At 69.1% G+C, this 19,086-nt stretch carries 22 protein-coding genes; 12 read left to right on the top strand and 10 right to left on the bottom strand.

The window, feature by feature from the left end; translation table 11 throughout:
• Position 1: 1 nt before the first annotated feature.
• On the bottom strand, positions 2 to 2,440 hold the full coding sequence (locus SK803_RS27270) for a transglycosylase domain-containing protein (RefSeq protein ID WP_319968957.1): 2,439 nt from the start codon (positions 2,438 to 2,440) through the stop codon (positions 2 to 4).
• A 237-nt stretch (positions 2,441 to 2,677) separates the two neighbouring features.
• Here SK803_RS27270 and SK803_RS27265 point away from each other — a divergent pair, with 237 nt between their 5' ends.
• Positions 2,678 to 2,968 carry a WhiB family transcriptional regulator gene (locus SK803_RS27265; RefSeq protein WP_319968956.1) on the top strand — a complete coding sequence of 97 codons (291 nt, stop codon included), beginning with the start codon at positions 2,678 to 2,680 and terminating at the stop codon, positions 2,966 to 2,968.
• Here SK803_RS27265 and SK803_RS27260 read toward each other — a convergent pair whose 3' ends face one another.
• Genes SK803_RS27260 through SK803_RS27250 form a run of 3 tightly spaced genes read right to left on the bottom strand, consistent with a single transcriptional unit; the run spans position 2,969 to position 5,381 of the window.
• Positions 2,969 to 4,096 carry an ArsA family ATPase gene (locus SK803_RS27260; protein WP_319968955.1) on the bottom strand — a complete coding sequence of 376 codons (1,128 nt, stop codon included), beginning with the start codon at positions 4,094 to 4,096 and terminating at the stop codon, positions 2,969 to 2,971.
• Complete coding sequence (locus SK803_RS27255) at positions 4,093 to 5,085, bottom strand: ArsA-related P-loop ATPase (RefSeq protein ID WP_319968954.1); 993 nt, start codon at positions 5,083 to 5,085, stop codon at positions 4,093 to 4,095. Before SK803_RS27255 ends, SK803_RS27260 begins: the two co-directional genes overlap by 4 nt.
• Before the next feature lie 44 nt (positions 5,086 to 5,129).
• Positions 5,130 to 5,381, bottom strand: a complete 252-nt coding sequence (locus SK803_RS27250) for a hypothetical protein (protein ID WP_319968953.1) — start codon at positions 5,379 to 5,381, stop codon at positions 5,130 to 5,132.
• 68 nt (positions 5,382 to 5,449) lie between these two features.
• On the opposite strand from SK803_RS27250, the gene SK803_RS27245 reads away from it, so the two are divergent.
• From SK803_RS27245 to SK803_RS27230, 4 genes are read left to right on the top strand one after another with little or no spacing between them, the layout of a single operon-like run.
• Positions 5,450 to 5,605, top strand: a complete 156-nt coding sequence (locus tag SK803_RS27245; RefSeq protein ID WP_089950120.1) for a DUF4177 domain-containing protein — start codon at positions 5,450 to 5,452, stop codon at positions 5,603 to 5,605.
• On the top strand, positions 5,602 to 6,057 hold the full coding sequence (locus tag SK803_RS27240; protein ID WP_319968952.1) for a RidA family protein: 456 nt from the start codon (positions 5,602 to 5,604) through the stop codon (positions 6,055 to 6,057). Before SK803_RS27245 ends, SK803_RS27240 begins: the two co-directional genes overlap by 4 nt.
• A 1-nt stretch (position 6,058) precedes the next feature.
• Entirely contained in the window at positions 6,059 to 6,661 is a 603-nt protein-coding gene (locus SK803_RS27235) for a hypothetical protein (protein ID WP_319968951.1), read from the top strand.
• Between the two features lie 11 nt (positions 6,662 to 6,672).
• Positions 6,673 to 7,830 (top strand): hypothetical protein, encoded by a 1,158-nt coding sequence (locus SK803_RS27230; protein ID WP_319968950.1) that lies wholly within the window; start codon positions 6,673 to 6,675, stop codon positions 7,828 to 7,830.
• Between the two features lie 3 nt (positions 7,831 to 7,833).
• On the opposite strand, the gene SK803_RS27225 is transcribed toward SK803_RS27230, so the two are convergent.
• Entirely contained in the window at positions 7,834 to 8,643 is an 810-nt protein-coding gene (locus SK803_RS27225; protein ID WP_319968949.1) for an MBL fold metallo-hydrolase, read from the bottom strand.
• Positions 8,640 to 9,434, bottom strand: a complete 795-nt coding sequence (locus SK803_RS27220; protein ID WP_319968948.1) for an NUDIX hydrolase — start codon at positions 9,432 to 9,434, stop codon at positions 8,640 to 8,642. Before SK803_RS27220 ends, SK803_RS27225 begins: the two co-directional genes overlap by 4 nt.
• A gap of 39 nt (positions 9,435 to 9,473) precedes the next feature.
• Here SK803_RS27220 and SK803_RS27215 point away from each other — a divergent pair, with 39 nt between their 5' ends.
• The 3 genes from SK803_RS27215 to dnaN are packed head-to-tail and all read left to right on the top strand — an operon-like array spanning position 9,474 to position 11,875.
• On the top strand, positions 9,474 to 9,830 hold the full coding sequence (locus tag SK803_RS27215; protein WP_319968947.1) for a hypothetical protein: 357 nt from the start codon (positions 9,474 to 9,476) through the stop codon (positions 9,828 to 9,830).
• Between the two features lie 14 nt (positions 9,831 to 9,844).
• Entirely contained in the window at positions 9,845 to 10,735 is an 891-nt protein-coding gene (locus SK803_RS27210) for a Gfo/Idh/MocA family protein (protein ID WP_319968946.1), read from the top strand.
• Positions 10,736 to 10,783: 48 nt separating this feature from the next.
• Positions 10,784 to 11,875 (top strand): DNA polymerase III subunit beta, encoded by a 1,092-nt coding sequence (gene dnaN / locus SK803_RS27205; RefSeq protein WP_319968945.1) that lies wholly within the window; start codon positions 10,784 to 10,786, stop codon positions 11,873 to 11,875.
• Positions 11,876 to 12,230: 355 nt separating this feature from the next.
• Here dnaN and SK803_RS27200 read toward each other — a convergent pair whose 3' ends face one another.
• The 3 genes from SK803_RS27200 to SK803_RS27190 all read right to left on the bottom strand — a co-directional run bounded on the left by SK803_RS27200 (position 12,231) and on the right by SK803_RS27190 (position 15,075).
• Positions 12,231 to 13,484 (bottom strand): MFS transporter, encoded by a 1,254-nt coding sequence (locus SK803_RS27200; protein ID WP_319968944.1) that lies wholly within the window; start codon positions 13,482 to 13,484, stop codon positions 12,231 to 12,233.
• Between the two features lie 497 nt (positions 13,485 to 13,981).
• Positions 13,982 to 14,656: a Crp/Fnr family transcriptional regulator gene (locus SK803_RS27195; RefSeq protein ID WP_030477589.1), complete on the bottom strand. Its 675-nt coding sequence runs from the start codon at positions 14,654 to 14,656 to the stop codon at positions 13,982 to 13,984.
• Positions 14,657 to 14,835: 179 nt separating this feature from the next.
• A complete protein-coding gene (locus tag SK803_RS27190) occupies positions 14,836 to 15,075 on the bottom strand; it encodes a hypothetical protein (RefSeq protein WP_319968943.1) in 240 nt (79 codons plus the stop codon).
• A 136-nt stretch (positions 15,076 to 15,211) separates the two neighbouring features.
• On the opposite strand from SK803_RS27190, the gene nth reads away from it, so the two are divergent.
• The 4 genes from nth to SK803_RS27170 are packed head-to-tail and all read left to right on the top strand — an operon-like array spanning position 15,212 to position 18,338.
• Positions 15,212 to 15,919 carry an endonuclease III gene (nth, locus tag SK803_RS27185; protein WP_319969003.1) on the top strand — a complete coding sequence of 236 codons (708 nt, stop codon included), beginning with the start codon at positions 15,212 to 15,214 and terminating at the stop codon, positions 15,917 to 15,919.
• Positions 15,916 to 16,479, top strand: coding sequence for a TlpA family protein disulfide reductase (locus SK803_RS27180; RefSeq protein WP_319968942.1), 564 nt, complete (start codon positions 15,916 to 15,918; stop codon positions 16,477 to 16,479). The genes nth and SK803_RS27180 overlap by 4 nt, the downstream gene beginning before the upstream one ends.
• A complete protein-coding gene (locus tag SK803_RS27175; RefSeq protein WP_319968941.1) occupies positions 16,476 to 17,135 on the top strand; it encodes an NUDIX hydrolase in 660 nt (219 codons plus the stop codon). The genes SK803_RS27180 and SK803_RS27175 overlap by 4 nt, the downstream gene beginning before the upstream one ends.
• Positions 17,136 to 17,150: 15 nt before the next feature.
• A complete protein-coding gene (locus SK803_RS27170) occupies positions 17,151 to 18,338 on the top strand; it encodes a MarP family serine protease (RefSeq protein ID WP_319968940.1) in 1,188 nt (395 codons plus the stop codon).
• On the opposite strand, the gene SK803_RS27165 is transcribed toward SK803_RS27170, so the two are convergent.
• A complete protein-coding gene (locus tag SK803_RS27165; protein WP_319968939.1) occupies positions 18,256 to 19,026 on the bottom strand; it encodes a TetR/AcrR family transcriptional regulator C-terminal domain-containing protein in 771 nt (256 codons plus the stop codon). The two genes, SK803_RS27170 and SK803_RS27165, sit on opposite strands and share 83 nt — an antisense overlap.
• Positions 19,027 to 19,086: the final 60 nt, after the last annotated feature.

Genomic DNA, 19,086 nt, shown 5'->3' with positions numbered 1-19,086 from the left:
ACTACCTGCGGGTGGGTTGGGTCGGCAGCGTGATCGGTGGCGGTTCGTTCGGGTTGCCGGGGTTGGTCGGAGGGTTCGGCTGGTTCGTCGGCTCCGTGGCCACCGGCGGCGGCACGTAGCCCGAGCTGATCGACAGCGTGATCACCGTGCCGCGCAACGCGTTGCCGCGCGGCGTCTGGCTCACGACCGTGCCCTTGGGCTGCTCGGAGTTGACCGTCTGCTGGCTCGCCTTGTAGCCGGCCTGCTCCAGGGTCCGCACGGCGTCGTTGGCCTGCTTGCCCACGACGTCGGGGATCTGGATCTCCCGGCCGCCCTTGAGGTACCGCGGCTCGACCGGCGCCAGCGGCGACACCGGCAGCGAGGCGTGCATCTTCGACATCGTCTCGAACCACGTCCTGGCCGGGATCGTGCCGCCGAAGATGTTGCCGCCGGGGCACAACCGGGGCGCGCCGCCCACGCAGATCGGGCGCGGGGTGATGCCGTCGTTGAACGTCTGCACGGCACCCGCGAAGTCCGGGGTCGCACCGATGAACGCCGCCGACTTGTACTCCTCGGTGGTGCCCGTCTTGCCGATCATCGGGCGGGTCCACTTGGCCGCACGGGCCGCCGCCGCGGCGGTGCCGTTGCCCTGGTCGTCCTTGCTCATGCCGGCGGCCAGGCCGTTCGCGAGGCCCTCGGCCACCACCTGCTCGCACGGCGCCTCGTTGACCTGCACGGCCTTGCCGTTGCGGTCCAGCACCTTGGCGATCGGGGTCGGCGGGCACCACTTGCCGCCGCTCACGATGGTCGCGACGACGTTCGCCAGCTCCAAAGTGGACACCGGCGCCGGCGACAGCGTGAACGACGCGTTGCCGCCACCCTGCTTGTAGAACTCGGTCTGCGAGATGCGGTTCTGCTTGTCCTTGGCCTTCGGGTCCGGCCGGGTGCCCTGCAGGTTCGTCGCCATCGTCTCGCGCATGCCCAGCCGGGACGCCATGTCGACGACGGCGTCCATGCCGGTCTGCTCTTCGAGGATCACGAAGCCGGTGTTCGGCGAGGTCTGCAGGGCCTGCTGGAGCGTCATCGACGACGGGTAGCTCGAGTCGAAGTTGCTCAGGCAGTACCAGCGGGTGCCGGGCTCGCCGGTCGACGGGCAGCGCTGGGCGCCACCCTTGAAGACCTTCGAGGTGTACGAGGTCGGCGTCTGGATGACGTTCTCGATGCCGAGACCCTTCTCCAGCGCCGCCGCGGCCGTGAAGACCTTGTAGATCGAGCCGGCGCCGAACTTGTTCTCCACGCCGCTGGGCAGGTCGAACGTCGTCTGGTTCTGGTCCGCCTTCAGGCCGTAGTCGCGGTTCGCGACCAGTGCGAGCACGTCGTGGCGTTCCTTGCCGGGCTTCACGACGGCCATCGTGTTCGCGATGCCGGGGGTGCCCTTGCCGACGCCCGCCTCCGCGGCCGCCTTCGCCGTCGAGGTGACCGCTCTGTCCAAAGTGGTCTGAATGGTGTAACCGCCGGTGCGCAGCTGTTCCTCGCTGAATCCCGCGCGCTGCAAGTAGTTCACGACGTACGAGCAGAAGAAACCGTTTTCCGGACCGGCACCGACACAACCGTTCGGTGGTGTGCGAACCGGGTTCGCGAGTCCGAGGCCTTCCTTCTTCGCGGCCTCACCCGCGTCGCGCGACAGCTTGTCGTTCTCGACCATCCTGTCGATCACTTTGTTGCGCCGGTCCAAAGCTTTGTCCGGATACGCTTCGGGGTCGAGTGCTGACGGACTGTTCACCATTCCCGCGAGCATCGCCGCCTGAGGAACCGTCAACTTGTCCGGAGTCGTGTTGAAGTAAGCCTGCGCCGCCGCCGCGATGCCGTAAATCGTCGAACCGAAAGGAACGACGTTGAGGTACCGGGCGAGGATCTCCTCCTTGCCGAGCTTTCGCTCCAGCTGCAACGAGATCCGGGCCTCGCGCATCTTGCGCGCGATGGTCTGCTCCTGGGCCTTGGCCTGCTCCAGCTTGTTGTTCCGCGCCACGACGTGGACCAGGTAGTTCTTGACGTACTGCTGCGTCAGCGTGGACGCGCCCTGCGACACCGAGCCGCTGACCTGGTTCGTCAGCCCGGCGCGGATGGTCCCCTTCCAGTCCACGCCCTGGTGCTCGTAGAACCGGCGGTCCTCCACCGAGATCAGCGCCGCCTTCATCGTCGGCGAGATCTTCTCCGGCGGTGTCAGGACTCTGTACTGGTCGAACAGGTAGGCGATCGGCTGCCCGTCCTTGTCGGTGACCGTGGTGATCAACGGGGGATCCGTGGTCACGAGGTCGGCCGAGATGCTGTCCACGGTGTCGCTGGCGCGGTTGGACACGAGGCCCGTCGCGCCCACGACGGGGAACAGCATGCCGGCGAGGAGAACCCCGGCCAGCAGGCACAGGCCGAGCATCTTGAGCACGCCATTCCTGACTCGCACGCGGGTCAGCGTACGCCGTACACGAACGGGTGAGCGTGATCAGTAAGGGTCGTTACTCAGCATGAGTAGAGATACGCAAGACAGGTAACAGTCGGGTGACCCAGGGTTGGACGTGGAACCGAACGGCACTACAGTCCGTCAACGTCCAAGGAATGCAGCCGTGGCTCGAACGCTACGGCATCCGTGGCAGGGGTGTGGCGGATTTCCACATTTGGACAGCACTGAGGAGTGGGGGATATGAACCAGGGGGATTGGCGTATCAACGCTTCGTGCCGAGATGAGGAGCCGGACCAGCTCTTCGTCCGAGGTGCGGAGCAGCGCAAGGCGAAGCTCGTGTGCCTGGGTTGCCCAGTTCGCATGGAATGCCTGGCCGAAGCGCTGGACAACAGGATCGAGTTCGGGGTCTGGGGAGGCATGACCGAGCGCGAACGCCGTGCTCTGCTGCGTCGCCGTCCTGACGTGGAGTCGTGGTTCGAACTTCTCGACACCGCACGTCAGGAGCACCACGAGGACTCCAGGGTCGGATAACTACTCCCCGGCGAGTCGACGACCTATCTCTCGGAGGCCGTCGAGGTCGTGCACGTCAGCGGGCAAAGCAGGCACGCCGACCAGCGCGACACCGGGGTGAGCACGTGTGAACCGGGCCAGCAGCCGCTTCTCCCGATCGGCGACTGCTGCCCGGTCCGCATGCAGCCTGAGCACCGCCGCCGCGAGCGGCGCCTCACCCGAGCGGTCCAGATCGTCCGCCGCGGCGAGAGCGTTCGCAGCAGGCAGGTTCGTCGCGAGCACGGGATGAGTCCTGTTCGCGACGAGCCCGCACAACGGCATGCTTTCGGCGCTGAGGCGCTCGACGAAATAGCTGGCCTCACGCAATGCGTCCGGTTCCGCGGCCGCCACCACGACAAATCCGGTGCCCGGTGAGCGGAGCAGCTCATACGTGCGTTGCGCGCGTTCGCGGAATCCACCGAACATGCTGTCGAACGCCTGAACGAACGTTGACGCGTCCTGCAACAGCTGGCCACCGACGATCGTCGACACAGCGCGGGTGAAAAGGCTGAAACCGGTTCCGACGATCTTGAGCAACCCTCGGCCGCTCGCGCGCGCGGGCGCGGAGAGCATTCGGATGAACCTGCCGTCGAGCACCGTCGACAGCCGCTGCGGCGCGTCCAGGAAGTCCAGCGCGGACCGGCTCGGCGGGGTGTCGACGATGATCAGGTCCCACTCGTCCTGCGCCACCAGCTGGCCCAGCTTCTCCATCGCCATGTACTCCTGCGTGCCGGAGAATGACGAGGAAATGGTCTGGTAGAAGGGGTTCGACAGGATCTGGTCGGCCCGGTCGCGGCCCGCGTGGGTGAGCACCATGTCGTCGAACGTGCGACGCATGTCCAGCATCATCGCGAACAGCTCGCCCTTGGGCTCGAAGCCCTCGACGACGACCTCGCGCGGGGTGTTGTCCAGCTCCCGCAGGCCGAGCGACTGCGCCAGCCGCCGTGCCGGGTCGATGGTCAGCACGACCACGCGCCGGCCGCGTTCGGCCGCCCGCAACGCCAGCGCCGCCGCCGTGGTCGTCTTGCCGACGCCGCCGGAGCCGCAGCAGACGAGAACGCGCGTCGTCTGGTCGTCCAGCAGCGTGTCGAAGTCGAGCCTGGTGGTCACCGGACACCTGCCGCGACCAGCACCTCGGCCAGCTCGTACAACGCGGCCACGTCCACCCCGTCGTTCAGCTCCGGCAGCTCCACCGTCGGCAGGTCCGACTGGCTGAGCAGCTCCATCGCCTCCTGTTGTGACTGCACCCGGATGGCGTGCTCCACCGTCTCGTCGACCAAACCTTCGAGGGTGAACTCGTCGAGATCCAGTCCGGCGGACTGGAGCCCGGCGCGCACCCGTGACTCGTCGATCCGGCCCTCCGCGGCGACCGGCACCGAACGGGCGGGCAGCCGGGCCGGGTGGACCCGGTTCACCAGCACCGCACCCGGTCGCAGGTCGGCGCCGTCGAGTTCGGCGACCGCGTCCAGGGTCTCGCGCACCGGCATCTCCTCCAGCAGCGCGACCAGGTGCACGGCGGTGTCGCCGGAGTGCAGCAGTCGCACGACTCCCTCGCTCTGCCCCTTGATCGGCCCGACCTTGGCGAGGTCGGCCATGGCCTTGGTGACGTCCAGGAACTTGACCACGCGCCCGGTGGGCGGCGCGTCCAGCACCACGGCGTCGTAGAGGTGGCGGCCGTCCGGGCCGGTGCGGTTCACGCACTCCTTGACCTTGCCGGTCAGCAGCACGTCCCGCAGGCCGGGCGCGAGCGTGGTGGCGAACTCGATGGCGCCCATCTTGCGCAGCGTGCGGCCCGCGAACCCGAGGTTGTAGAACATCGCCAGGTACTCGAGCAGCGCGGCCTCGGCGTCGATCGCGAGCGCGTGGATCTCACCGCCGCCCGGCGCGGCCGCGATCCGTTCCTCGGCGTAGGGAAGCGGGGCGCGGTCGAAGAGCTGGGCGATGCCCTGCCGGCCCTCGACCTCGATCAGCAGCACCCGGCGGCCGCCGGTGGCCAGCGCGAGCGCCAGCGCCGCCGCGATCGTGGTCTTGCCGGTGCCGCCCTTGCCGGAGACCACGTGCAGACGGGCTCGGGTCAGCTCCTCGGTCCAAGACGTCACACGTCCAGACTATGTGTGAAATCGGTCAGGTGTGGACCTGTCGGTCAATCAACCATGGTGAGGAAGAGAACGGCCATGGCGGTCGCGGCCACCAGTGCCCAGGCCACGACCGAGGGCAGCCACAGCGCGATGCTGAGCGTGATGACGCCCACGATCACCAGTCCGATCAGCCCCGCGCGCACCACGTCGGCGCGCTGGCTGTGCTTGCGATCACGGACCTGCGCCATGCCGACGAGCACCATCACCAGCCCGCCCACGCCGAACAGGCTGGTGGCGATGATCCGCCAGGTCTCCATGTGATCAAGGTAGCCCCAACTGCGAGAACCGCGCAGAGGTCGATCGGGTGGCAAGTTAGGCTCCGCGCATGACGAAGTGGGAGTACGCGACCGTGCCGTTGTTGATCCACGCAACGAAGCAGATCCTCGACCAGTGGGGCGACGACGGCTGGGAGCTGGTCACGGTGCTGACGAACCCGACGGGTGAGCAGCACGTCGCGTACCTGAAGCGGGCCAAGGCATGAGCACCTGGAGCACCCGCCTGAAGGAGCTCGGCATCGAGCTGCCGGGCGTCGCCGCTCCGCTCGCCGCCTACGTGCCCGCCACCCAGAGCGGGCCGTGGGTGTTCACCTCGGGCCAGCTGCCGTTCGTCGAGGGCAAGCTCCCCGCCACCGGCAAGGTCGGCGCCGAGGTCTCCCCCGAGGAGGCCAAGCAGTACTCCGCCACCTGCATCCTCAACGCGCTCGCCGCCGTGCACGCGCTCGTGGGGATTGACTCGATCAAGCGAGTCGTGAAAGTTGTCGGGTTCGTGGCCTCCGCCGAGGGCTTCACGGGGCAGCCGGGTGTCATCAACGGCGCGTCGGAGCTGCTCGGCGAGATCTTCGGAGACGCGGGCAAGCACGCCCGGTCGGCCGTGGGGGTCGCAGAGCTGCCGATCGGCGCTCCCGTGGAGATCGAACTGATCGTCGAGGTGTGACATGTCGGACACGTGCCACGAACTGCTGCTGCGGCTCGCCGGGCGCCTGCCGGACGACCTGCTGTGGCGGTACCGCGACTGGGCGGCGTCGGACGCGTATGCGGTGCTCGCGCGGTCTTTGCCGCGCACTCTGCTGCACGGACGCATCCCTCTGACGGATCACGAGATGCGCCTTTTGCAGGACGCGCTCGTGCCCTACGGGGCGGAACCCGGTGCTGTCAGTTCGGTCAAAGGACTGGACGAACTGCCACCCACCGACTACACCTTTTCCCCGGAATCACCCGATCGGGTGTCGATGGGGGATTCCGCGACCGTCGTGCTCGGTGCCACGCTGCGAGGCCGGCACGGGGTCGGTGAGGTTCGCTCCTGCTGGCGCATCGGTCCCACTGGGATCAACCGCGTTCTGCTGGTGGCGGCGACCACCGGCCACGCCCGGCTGACCGGCGAGTTGCAGCGCGTTCTGCGGGCTTTGGGCGAACACGACCCGTGCGTTGAGGTCGTGCCGTCCGGTCTGGACCTGCCGCCCTACCACCGGGCGGCGCTGGCGGCATCGGAGCTGGTGTGTGCCGGCGCCGAGTCCGATGAGCACCTGGTGCTCAGCTAAGGAGAGCTGACGTGACGACGAACGACGGTGTCGCTCTGCCGGTCCGTCTCCACGATCTCCTGCTGTCGATGGCCGGGCGCGTCGATGACGCCGCCCTGTCACAGGCGCGCGAGTTCCTCGCGGTCGGAGAGCTGGACCGCGCGATCGAGATGCTCCTCGGCACGCTCCTCGCGGGCAGCATCCCGGTGCTGCCGGACGAGCGGGCGGCCATCACGTGGATGCTGCACGAGGTTCGCTCGGACGGGGCGCTGACCGACCGCCTGCCGGTCGTGGAGATGCTGCCGTTCGTCCGTCACCGCTTCACCGCCGAGTCCGACCCGGCCGCGGACATCGCGGGTCCGCTGACCCGTGCGGTGTCGGTGCTGCCGGACGTGCGCTCGGTGCGCTGCGTGTGGCGTTCCTCGCCCGCCGGATCGACGCCGGGCCCGTTGCCGCAACGCGTGGTGCTGGTGGACATCGGTCCGCAGGGCTTCGCGCCCGCGACGGCCTACCGGGTCGACTCGGTGCTGCGCAAGGCGGGCGTCCGCGCCTCCGTCGAGGTGCTGACCGTCGGCACGCAGCTCAGCGACTACCACGCCGCCGCGGTGACGTCCTCGCGTGCGGTGCCGATCTCCGGTGCCCCGATGGCGCCGCCTCCGCCGGCCCACCAGCCGGCCATGGCGCACGAACCGACCGCCGCCTGGTTCGACCAGAACGAAGAACTTCCCGCTCCGGCGCCGGTGGCCGAGCCGACACCGGCGCCGGAGCCACTGGAAGAGACCGGCTCACGTCGCACCCGCTCGTCGTCGTCGTCGACACTCGAGGGCTCCCAGCCCTTCCCGCCCAAGCCCGTGAAGCGCATCCCGAAGGCGCCGGTCGAGCCGGAGCCCGAGGTGCTCGCCGAGCCCATGCCGATCAACCGGGCCGAGGTGACCACCGAGCTGAAGGCGGACGAGCTGGCGGCGCTGCAGGCCGCGCTGGCCGAGCCCGCCGAGCCCGCCGAGCCGTCGTCGGTGGACGCGAACCTGAGCGAGCGCGAGCGGGCCCTGTTGCAGCAGCTGCACGAGGAGCTGGCGCAGCGGGAGCAGACCGGCACGAAGTCGACCGACAGCGGTCGCTGGCAGATCGACCGGTCCTCGTCGCGTCAGTCGGCGTTCGGGGTCACGAACAACGGGCACCAGCCCCAGTAGCTCTCAGCAACCCGACCGCAGGTACTCCAGCTGGGCGCGGACCGACCACTCCGCCGCCGGCCACAGCACCCTGTCCACGTCCGCGTAGACGACCTCGACGACCTGTCGCGGGGTCGGTGAGCCGCCGAGCGACTCCACGGCTGCGCGGACCTGTTCCAGGCGCTGGGTCCGGTGCGCGAGGTAGGCGCGCGCGGCGTCACCGGCGTCCGCGAGTTCGGGACCGTGTCCTGGCAGGACCGCGGTGTGTTCCGGCAGTTCGGCCAGCAGCTTGAGGGACTCGAAGTAGTCGCCGAGCTTGCCGTCCGGGTGGGCCACGATCGTCGTGCCGCGGCCCAGGACCGTGTCACCGGTCAGCACGGCCTCGCCGTCGATCACGAAGCACAGCGAGTCGCTGGTGTGGCCCGGCGTGCCCAGGACGCGGAGTTCCAGACCGGCGCTGGTGATCACGTCGCCATCCACGAGGCCTTCTGAGCCGTAGGTGAACGTCGGGTCGAGCGCGCGCACCGGGGCCTTGACCAGCTCGCCGAACTCGCGGGCGCCCTCGGAGTGGTCCGGGTGGCCGTGGGTCAGCAGGATCTCGGCGATCGGGCCGACGGCGGCGATCCGCTTCAGGTGGGCCTCGTCGAGCGGGCCGGGGTCGATGACGACGTACGACGTGGCGTCCGGGGCCTTGAGCAGCCACGTGTTCGTGCCGTCGAGCGTCATCGGGGACGGGTTGTCGGCCAGCAGCACGGCGGCGTGCGGCGTGACCTGGCGCAGTTCGCCGTACCGGGGGTGCGCGGCGCGGGCGCCGATCAGCGGGGAGCCGCTCACTGGAACACCACCCGGATGACGTCGCCGTCGCGGATGAGCTTGGGGATGATCTTCTCGACGCTGCGTTCCTCGGCCATGACCTTCTCGACGGTCCCGAGGGCGCCCACCTCGTCGAGCGTGCGCCAGGTGGGCGGCATGAGCATGCGGCGGCCTTCCTGGGCGTCCTGAACGGCCTCTGCGGGCGTCTGCCAGGAGGCGTCGGAGGCTTCGGTGGTCTCACCGTCGGCGCGTTGCCCGGCCGGCAGCTGGGCGACGAAGAAGCGGGTGTCGTAGCGGCGGGGTTCCTCGTACGGGGTGACCCAGTTCGCCCACGGCCGCAGGAGATCCGCGCGCAGCACCAGGTTGTTGGCCGCGAGGAACTGGGCGAGCGAGAGGTCGCGGTCGACCAGCTGCTGCCGTGCGGTGGCGTAGATCGAGGTGTCGGCGACGACCGAGTTGGCGTCGGGGCCCGCGAGCAGGACGCCGGACTCCTCGAAGGTCTCGCGGACGGCGGCGCACACGAAGGCGCGGGCCGTCGCGGCGTCGACGCCGAAGATCTCGCCCCACCACTGCGGTGACGGACCCGTCCACGCGACGGACGTGTCGGCGTCGCGCTGGTCGACGCCGCCGCCGGGGAAGACGGTCATGCCGCCCGCGAACGCCATGCCCTTCACGCGGCGCAGCAGGAAGGCCTCCAGGCCGTCGTCGCCATCTCGCAGCAGCACCACTGTGACGGCGTCGCGGGGTTCCGCGGGTTGAGCGGCCGGCGAGCTGGGTACCAGGTTTCCCGGCAAGGTCATGTCGTCGGGCATCCTCCGAGCGTACGACCGCGCTAACTCGAGGATGGTGTGATGGCGACGAACGTCTCCGGCTGCCTGGTGAAGATCCTGCTGTTCCTGCTGGGCGTGGTGATGGGCACCGGCCTCACCGCGGTCGCGGGCGTGGTGATGTTCGTGCCGGACCGCACGACCGTGATCAGCGTCGATCCGACGTCGACCGCACCGGGCGTGTACGTGAAAAAGGTCGAACGGCTGGTAGGCGGCACCTACTACGAGATCTGGCTCGGCCCAACGCCGGACCGCGGTCACGTGGTGACGGTGCCCAGCGGCTGGGAACACGACCCGGACCGCGAAACGACCGGCGACGGCATGCGGCTGAAGTTCGACAACGGGGGCGAGATCTTCGTCCCCAAGGCGAGTTACTCCTGAGGCAGGATGTGCGAGTGGACGAACAGCTGCGCGTAGGACTTGTCGGTGCGGGCCCGTGGGCTCAGATGATTCACGCCCCCGGCATCGCGAACCACCCCGGCACGACGCTGACCGGCGTCTGGGCCCGCCGTGCGGAGGCGGCCGGTGACCTGGCCCGTGAACACGGCGCGGAGCCGTTCGCGGACTACGCCGAGATGCTGTCCACTGTGGACGCAGTGGCGTTCTGCGTGCCGCCGTCCGTCCAGGGCCCGATGGCGATCGAGGCGGCCAACGCGGGCAAGCACGTGATCCTGGAGAAGCCGATCGCGGAGTCGGTCGAGGTGGCTGAACGCTTGTCCGCGGCAGTTTCCGACGCGGGCGTCGCCTCGCTGGTCGTCCTGACCCGCCGCTACGCCCCGGAGACGAAGGAACTGCTGGCCCAGCTGCACCGCACCGGCGGCTGGACCGGCGCCGACGGCCGCTGGCTGACCGGTGCCCTGCTGGACGGCCCGTTCTCGAACTCCCAGTGGCGCCACGAGAAGGGCGCGCTGGACGACATCGGCCCGCACGCCTTCGACCTGCTCGACGCGGCCCTCGGCGAGATCACCGACGTGATCGCGGCGAACGTCTCCGAGACCGGCCTGTGGCAGCTGATCCTGCAGCACGCGGGAGGCGCCACGAGCACCCTGTCGCTGACCCTGTCGCTGCCGCTGCAGCCACCGTTCGCGGACTTCACCGTGTTCGGCCCCAACGGCCACCGCACGCTGAACAGCCGCGACACGTCCGCCCTGGACTGCTTCACCAACCTGCTCGACGACTTCGTGGCCATGGTGCACAGCGGCACCACCGCTCACGAGTGCGACGTGCGGCGCGGCCTGCACCTGCAGCGCGTCATCGACCTGGCCCGCCGCAAGGCCGGGGCCTGACGCTCCGCCCGTCCAAAATTGTCAGGGGTCCCCGCTAGCTTCATTCGCATGGACCTCACCGCCACGACAGCCGACCTCGCCGGCGCCGCCGCCGAGGTGGCGCGCCTGCTGCCCACCCGCGTGCTCAACCCGGTGCTGGCCGGGTTGCGCATCCGGGCGGGCCGGGACGTCGAGATCGCGGGCAGCGACCAGGAGCACGGCGTGCGGTTGTCCGTGAACGCCACCGTGCACACCGAGGGCGAGGTGCTCGTGCCGGCGAAACCGCTGGCCGCGACCCTCCAGGCCCTGGACGACCCACAGGTGAGGCTCAAGGTCGAGGGCCAGCGGCTGGCGATCCGCACGCCGTCGTCGAGGTTCGCGATCCCACTGCTCGACCTCAACGACCACCCCGGCATCCCAGAGCTGCCGCAACTGCAGGGCCACGTCGACGCCGACAAGCTCAAGACCATCGCGGCGGTGGCGGGCGCGGCCTCGAAGGACGACGCGCTGCCGATCTTCACCGGCATCCGCATCCAGTCGGACGCGCAGAAGCTGCACGTCATCGCGACCGACCGCTACCGCATGGCCTACGCCACATTGCCGTGGGAACAAGAAGGTCAACTGGACCTGTTGGTCCCAGCGAAGGCCATCGTCGAGGCGGCCAGACAGGCCACCGGCAAGGTCGCCCTGCACGCGAACGAGGACCGCATCGGCCTCGCCTGGCACAACAACTCGATCTCCACCGCACTCTTGGCCGCTCCCTTCCCGGACGACCGGGCGCGCCGACTCCTGGAGGCAGTCATCGACAGCACGGTGCTCGTGGACGCGGACGCGCTGGCCCGCGCCGTCCGCAGAGCCACGCCCTACGGCGGCCCGCACCAGGCGGTCACCCTCCAGGTCGAGGACAGCGAGGTAAGGGTCAAGGGCAGCGACCCGCAGCAGGGCGAGTCCGAGGAGTTCGTCAAGGCCACAGTGGACGGCGACCGCGTGACCAAAACCTTCCAGGCCCGCTACCTGGCGGACGCGCTGAAGGCCTTCGCGGGCCGCCGGATCGAGCTGAAGATCCAGGACGGCCTGCGGTCCACGGTGCTCACCTCGACACCGGGCGAGGACGGCGTGGAGCTGACCTACCTGGTCGTGCCCATGCGGTCCGTGGCTTAACGCACGCGGGGCGCTTTCGTACCGTCATGCGGTGCGAAAGCGCCCCGCGTGAGGCTCAGCGCGCGGCGAGGTCCATCTCGGAACGCGCCGACAGGCCGGTGTTCGGGACGGTCGGGGCTGAGGCAGCCCCGTCGGAACCACCTCAGCTGCGGCGAGGTCCATCTTCGAACGAGCCTGCAGGCCCCTGCCTGCCGCGACCCGCGTCGAACCAAGCCCAGAAACCCGGCCTCAACGCGCCCAGCTTCATCTCGAAGCGCGCCGGCAGGCCCGTGTACGCGACAGCCGCGGCTGAGGCAGCCCATCGGGAGCCATCTCAGCCGCGGCTCACATCGAATGAAGCCCGCGAACCCAGGCCTCAGCGTGCGGCGAGGTCCATCTCCGAGCGCGCCGGCAGCGGCTCTGCGGTGGGCACGCCACGCCGGACGGTGCCGCGCAGCAGCCACACGGCAAGTGCGATCAGCAGGCCGGCCACACCCGCGGCGACGAACGCCGGGCGCGTGCCGAAGTGCTCGATCAGCTGGCCGGACAGGCTCTGGCCGATGGCGAGGCCGACGGTCACCGAGGTGATCACCCAGCCGAACGCCTCCGCGGCCATGCCGTTCGGCGTGACCTGCTCGATGGACGCGGAGTGGGCGGTCGACTGCGGCGTGATCAGGGTGCCGACCACGAACAGCGCCAGGCCCAGGCCGAGCAGCGAGGCGGGGATCGCCAGCAGCAGCGAGAGCAGGGCGAAGCCGCCCAGCAGCACCGGCAGGCGCAGGTGCATCGGGCGCGGCCACGGGCGCATGCCGTAGAGCACGCCGAAGATCACCGAGCTGATCGACCACAGCGACAGCATTACGCCGCCCATCGAGGCCTGGCCCGCCGCCTTCGCGAACGCCGGCACGGCCACCTCGACGAAGCCGATCGTCACGCCGAAGCCGAGTGCCGCGAGCGCCACCGTGCGCATGCCGGGGTAGGCGAACGCGCCGAGCAACGGGCGCGGCGTCTGCGTGACAGGGCCCCACGCGCGCACGACCGGGTTCGTCGCGAACCACAGTGCGCCCACGACCATCAGCACCGCACCGACGACCACGCCGGTGCCCGCCCACGGCGCCGCCAGCAGCAGACCGGCGAGACCCGGTCCGAGGATGAAGAAGACCTCCATGCTGATGGCCTCGTAGGCGTAGGCCGCCATGCGCGTCGCGCCGGTCGGCACCATCCGCTCCCACAGCGCACGCGACGCCGAGCCCACCATCGGCTCGCTGAAGCCGACGCCGAGGGCGAGCGGGACCAGCACGAACACCGGCGAACCCGCCTCGACGGCGAGCACCGAGACGGTCACGAACACCGCGAACAACGCGGTCACGATCATCAACGGGCGGGTGGGACCGAAGCGGTCCATCAGCCTGCCCTGGACGACGGAACCCATCGCCACGCCCACCAGCGCCGCGCCCGAGACCAGGCCGGCGACCGCGAACGACCCCGTCGCGCGCTCGACGTAGAGCAGCAGCGAGAGCCCGACCATCGCGATCGGGAGGCGGGCGAGCAGGGACGCGACGACAGGGCCGCGCATGCCGGGGGTCGTCAGGGCAGCACGGTAGTCGGAGAGGCGGGCAGAGTGGGACATGTGTACCAGTATGCCAAACCTGGTACGGATGTACCAGTTCAGGTGCGCAGGGTCACCACGGTTGCGATTCGGTCACAGGAATGGGATGACCGGGTGAAAGATGCAACGAATCAGCCACACACGAGGTCCTTGAGGGTGAAAGGGCTTGAGCGGCTGGGGTGCAGACGTGCGAAAGTTGACTCATCGACCGAGACCAACCTCTGGCCTGAGGGTCGGGGCCTGCGCGCCAGAGGGATGGAAGGCACGGTTCGTCGGGGGATGGGCCGTGCAACACAAAGGACCGGTGCGCCACGTCGGGGGTGGCGCCCGGTCCTCTGTGTTGGTCGCTGCTCCGCAGACTCCGGGCGAGTTCGCCGAGGAGCTGGTCATCCGCCCGCCGCTTCGCCGAGATTAGGCTTCGCCGAATCCCGACGAAGAGGCGAACGGATGACCAGCGCGAACTCGCGAACAGCAACTGGGCCCGCTGGTTACCAGCGAGCCCAGTTCGTGTGCCTTGACTAGCGGGCTCGGCGCGCGAGGCGCTCCGGGTCCAGGATCAGCACGCTCTTGCCTTCGAGCCGCAGCCAGCCGCGGTGCGCGAAGTCGGCGAGCGCCTTGTTCACGGTCTCGCGGGACGCACCGACGAACTGGGCGATCTCCTCCTGCGTCAGGTCGTGCGTGACGCGGAGCAGACCGGCCTCCTGCGAGCCGAAGCGCTGTGCGAGCTGCAACAACGCCTTGGCCACGCGGCCGGGCACGTCCGTGAAGATCAAGTCGGCCAGCATGGAGTTCGTCCGGCGCAGCCTGCGGGCCAGGGCCCTCAGCAGCTGCTCGGCGATCTCCGGCCGGTTGGTGATCCACTGCCGGAGCGCGGGGCGGTCCATCGACACCGCGCGCACCTCGGTCACCGTCGTCGCGGTCGACGTGCGGGGGCCGGGGTCGAAAATGGACAGTTCACCGAACATGTCGGAAGGTCCGAAGATCCCCAACAGGTTCTCGCGGCCGTCCGGCGACTTGCGGCCGATCTTCACCTTGCCGGACTGGATGATGTACAGGCGATCGCCCGGCTCACCTTCCGCGAAGATCACATGGCCACGCGGGAACTCCACCGTCTCCAGGGTCGTCGCCAGCGCCTCTGCGGCCGCCGGGTCAACACCTTGGAAGATGCCCGCTCGCGCCAGGGTCTCGTCCACCTCGTCCCTCCTAATCGACGCGACGGCACGCCTACCACCATCTTTGGTGGAGTCAGCGCCGTGCCGCCGATCACTGCGTTGCAGTCTAAGGGCTGTGTTGTGGATCGCCGCCCGGCTCGCCGTCTTACTAGGAACAACCGCACTGACTCGATCCAGCCCGACGGGCCAGTCTACGCCATCTAGCGGACCCGCTTGCGCGGTGCTCCACGACCGCGACGACGCAGCCGGAACAGCTCAAGGGCGCGACCGATGCCGTGTCCGTAGAGCGCCTTGACCTCATCAGGCCTGGCGGACTCCAGGAACTCCTCGACCTCGTTCTCCTGCACGGCCACGTGCCGGAGCTTCGCTTCGACGCGCTCCATGAAGAGCGCGAAGAACATGATCACGATCGGTACGACGATCACAAACCAGGCAGTCATGATGCTCCGCAGTGTGGCGCAAGTGGGATTCGAGTACGCGTCTAGGGGGTGGTTCCGGCGTGTTGACTACGCTGAATCAGTGCCCGCAACCAAGAAACCGGAAACCAAACTCGGCCTGACCCGCAGGGCCCGCCGGATGGTGCGCGTGCTTGCCGAGGGATACCCCGACGCGCACTGCGAGCTGGACTTCACCACGCCGCTCGAGCTCGTCGTGGCGGTGGTGCTGTCCGCGCAGTGCACCGACAAGAAGGTCAACGAGGTCACTCCCGCGCTCTTCGCGAAGTACCCGACGGCCGCCGACTACGCCGGCGCCGACCGGGTCGAACTCGAAGAGATGATCCGCCCGACCGGTTTCTACCGGAACAAGGCAACGTCTCTGATGGGTCTCGGTGCTGCCCTCGTGGAGCAGTACGACGGTGTGGTTCCGGGCACTCTGGAGGAGCTGGTCAAGCTCCCTGGTGTAGGACGCAAGACCGCCAACGTGGTTCTCGGCAACGCGTTCGATGTGCCCGGCATCACAGTCGACACCCACTTCGGCCGTCTCGTCCGCCGCTGGGGCTGGACCGATCTCGAAGACGCCGTCAAGGTCGAGCACGCGATCGGCGAGCTGATCGAGAAGCGTGACTGGACCATGGCGTCGCACTGGATCATCTTCCACGGCCGCCGCGTCTGCCACGCCAAAACGCCTGCCTGCGGGGCCTGTCTGCTGATGAAGGACTGCCCGTCGTACGGCCTCGGCCCGGAGGATCCGGACAAAGCGGCCAAGCTCGTGAAGGGCGACGAGAAACCACACCTGATCGAGCTCGCCGAGCGGGTTCGGGCCGGTGAGAAGCTGGTGGGGTGAACAACCGCACGCGCTGGCTCGTCCTCGTGCTCGTCCTGGGCGTCGCGGGTGTCGTGGCGCTGTGGCCCCGTGACGAAGCACCGGGACCGCCGCCCACGCCGTCCCGGCCGTCGCAGGACGTGTCGGCGTTGCGCGCGCAGGCCCAGCTACGGCCGTGTGTGCCGGGCGGTGAAGGTGGTGTCGAGGTGACGTGCCTCGGCGACGGCACCCGGACGGCCCTCGCGCTGAAAGGGCCGATCCTGATCAACTTCTGGGCGACCTGGTGCCAGCCGTGCCAGGAGGAGCTGCCAGTGCTGGATTCCTACGCGAAGCAACCAGGTGCCGTCCCGGTCGTCCCAGTTCTTGTGGAGAGCAGGGAAGCCGACGGCCTCGAGCTGCTCGCCCGGCTCGGCGTGCGGCTTCCCTCGGTCCACGACGGGTCCGACGAACTTCGCAAGCGGGTGAAGGCGCCGATGACGCTTCCGGCCACGTATTACGTAGCAGCGGACGGTCAGGTCCGGCAGATCACCGATCCGCCGTACTTCAAGGCGCCAGAGCAGGTGGAGAAGGCGGTTCGATGACGGAGGCAACAGAGCCACCCGACTGGATGCAGCGCCTGGCCAAGGCCACCGAGCAGATCGACGCAGGAACGTTCATGCGGGTCCCGCGCGCTCCGTCCGAGGGTGTGCGCAAGGCGTCCGTGCTGATGTTGTTCGGCGAGGACGAGAACCACGGCCCTGACGTGCTGCTGCTGCGGCGCTCGGACACGCTCGGCTCGCATCCGGGCCAGGTCGCGTTCCCCGGCGGGGCGTTCGACGAGACCGATGACGGGCCGGTGGGCACCGCATTACGCGAGGCTTACGAGGAGACCGGTGTACTTGCGTCAGGAGTGAGACCGCTCGCCCTTCTGCCGGAGCTGTACGTGCCGGTGTCCGGGTTCGTGGTCACGCCCGTGCTCGCCTACTGGGAACAGCCGAGCCCCGTCGCACCTGTCGACCCGGCGGAGACCGCCGCCGTCGCCCGTGTGCCCGTGTCGCATCTCGCCGATCCTGCCAACAGGTTCCGGGTGCGTCACCCCGCGGGTTACGTCGGAGCGGCCTTCTCCGCGCCGGGCATGCTGGTGTGGGGCTTCACCGCGGGGTTGATCAACGGCCTGATCGCACTCGGCGGCTGGGAACAGCCGTGGGATGCGACCGATGTGCGTGACCTTGAACTAGCGTTGCGCGCTACACAGTGAGGCGGAGGTTTCGGGTTGAACTGGGTTGACCTGCTCGTGCTGGGCCTTGCCGCGATAGCCGCGGTGTCCGGGGCCAGGCAAGGCATGGTCGTCGCGCTGCCCGCTTTCGTCGGTGTGCTCGTCGGCCTGATCCTCGGCACGCAGATCGCACCGCTGCTGGTGTCCCAGTTCGAGAACGTCGTCACCAAGGTCGTGTTCGCGGTCGGCATCGTGGTGCTGCTCGTGGCGCTGGGCGAGACGATCGGCGTCTACATCGGCAGGACCATCAAGGCACGAGTCAACGCGTCACCGTTGCGCGGCGCGGACAACGCGCTGGGCGCGATCGTGCAGGGCCTGGTCGTCTTCATCGTGGCGTGGATGATCGCGCTCCCGCTGACCTCGGTCGTCGGCCTGCCCGACCTGACCTCGTCGCTGCGGCAGTCGGTGATCCTCGGCAAGGTCGACAAGACCATGCCGCAGGCCGCCCGCGTGCTGTCCGGCGATCTGCAGAAGCTGTTCGACGTCTCGGGCTTCCCGCAGGCGATGGACCCGTTCAACCGCACGCCGCTCAAGGACGTCGAGCCGCCGAACGACCAGCTCGCGAGCTCGCCCGTGGTGCAGCGGCTGAAGCCCTCCGTGCTGAAGGTCCGCGGTCGCGCGCCGTCCTGCTCGCGTGCCCTGGAGGGCACCGGCTTCGTCATCGCGCCGGAACGCGTCATGACCAATGCGCACGTCGTCGCCGGCACCAACGAGGTGACGGTCGAGGTCGGCCGCGGCCAGTTCGACGCCACCGTCGTCGCCTACGACCCGCGCACGGACATCGCCGTGCTCGCGGTGCCCGACCTGGAGGCCACGCCGCTGCAGTTCCGTTCGGACGAGGTGCAGCCGGGCGAGGACGGCATCGTGCTCGGCTACCCGCTGGACGGCCCGTACATCGCGAAGTCGGCTCGGGTGCGCGAACGGATCCCGCTGCTGCGCGGTCCGGACATCTACGACGCGCAGACGGTCACGCGCGACGTCTACACCGTTCGCGCCGAGGTCCGCTCCGGCAACTCGGGTGGCCCGCTGGTCGATCCGAACGGCCGGGTGATGGGCGTGGTCTTCGGCGCTGCCGTGGACGACCCCGAAACCGGCTTCGTGCTCACCGCCCAGCAGGTGCAGCAGATGGTGCAGAAGGCGCCGACGCTGACCCGCCGGGCGTCGACCCAGGGGTGTGCCTCGTAGCGATGCCGTCGAGCACATAGCTCAGACCGGTGTCGAAGTACGACGCGGCGTTCGTGTGTTCCGCGTCGTACATGACCTTGGCCAGCGTCGGGAACTTCCCGGTGGCCAGCATCCGCTGCATGTAGGGACCGGACGCCGCCTGCCACTGCTCCTCGGTCATGCCGCTGCTCTGCTCGGCGCGGGCCTCGGCGATCTCGTTGCGGACCGCGCCGTGCACGAACGCCATCACGGCGCCGACCGCGCCGAGCACGTGGTCGATTGTCGGGAATTCAGGCTTGCCGTCGAGGGTGCCGAGTGACGCTTCGATGTGCGCGAGGGAGTTCGGTCCCCGGTGCGGGCGGCCGCCGAGCAGGTCGACGAGCCACGGGTGTCGCTTCGCCGCCGCGCGGATGCCGTGGGCGATCTGCGTCAGGGCCGAGCGCCACTCGGTGCCGGGCTCTGGCAGCGCGATCTCGCCGTAGACCTCGTCGACCATGAGGTCGAGCAGTTCGTCCTTGGTCTCGATGTAGCCGTACAGGCGCATGGGGCCGGCGTTCAGCGCGGCGGCGACCTTGCGCAGCGACACCTCGTCCAGCCCGCCACCGTCGGCGAGCCTGATCGCGGCGGTCACGATCAACTCCCTGCTCAACGGGGTCGGCGACGGCTTGCTGGGCGGCTCTGGGCGGTCCCACACGAGTTCGTTCGACATCGGACTGGACAATACATCGTCTCGTCGCGATACAGTGTATTGAGCGATACAGCGTATTGG

Source organism: Lentzea miocenica (assembly GCF_033949945.1).
Taxonomy (GTDB): domain Bacteria; phylum Actinomycetota; class Actinomycetes; order Mycobacteriales; family Pseudonocardiaceae; genus Lentzea; species Lentzea miocenica.
The sequence above is the reverse complement of the archived record's forward strand: the minus strand, read 5'-3'. Positions and strand labels throughout refer to the sequence as shown.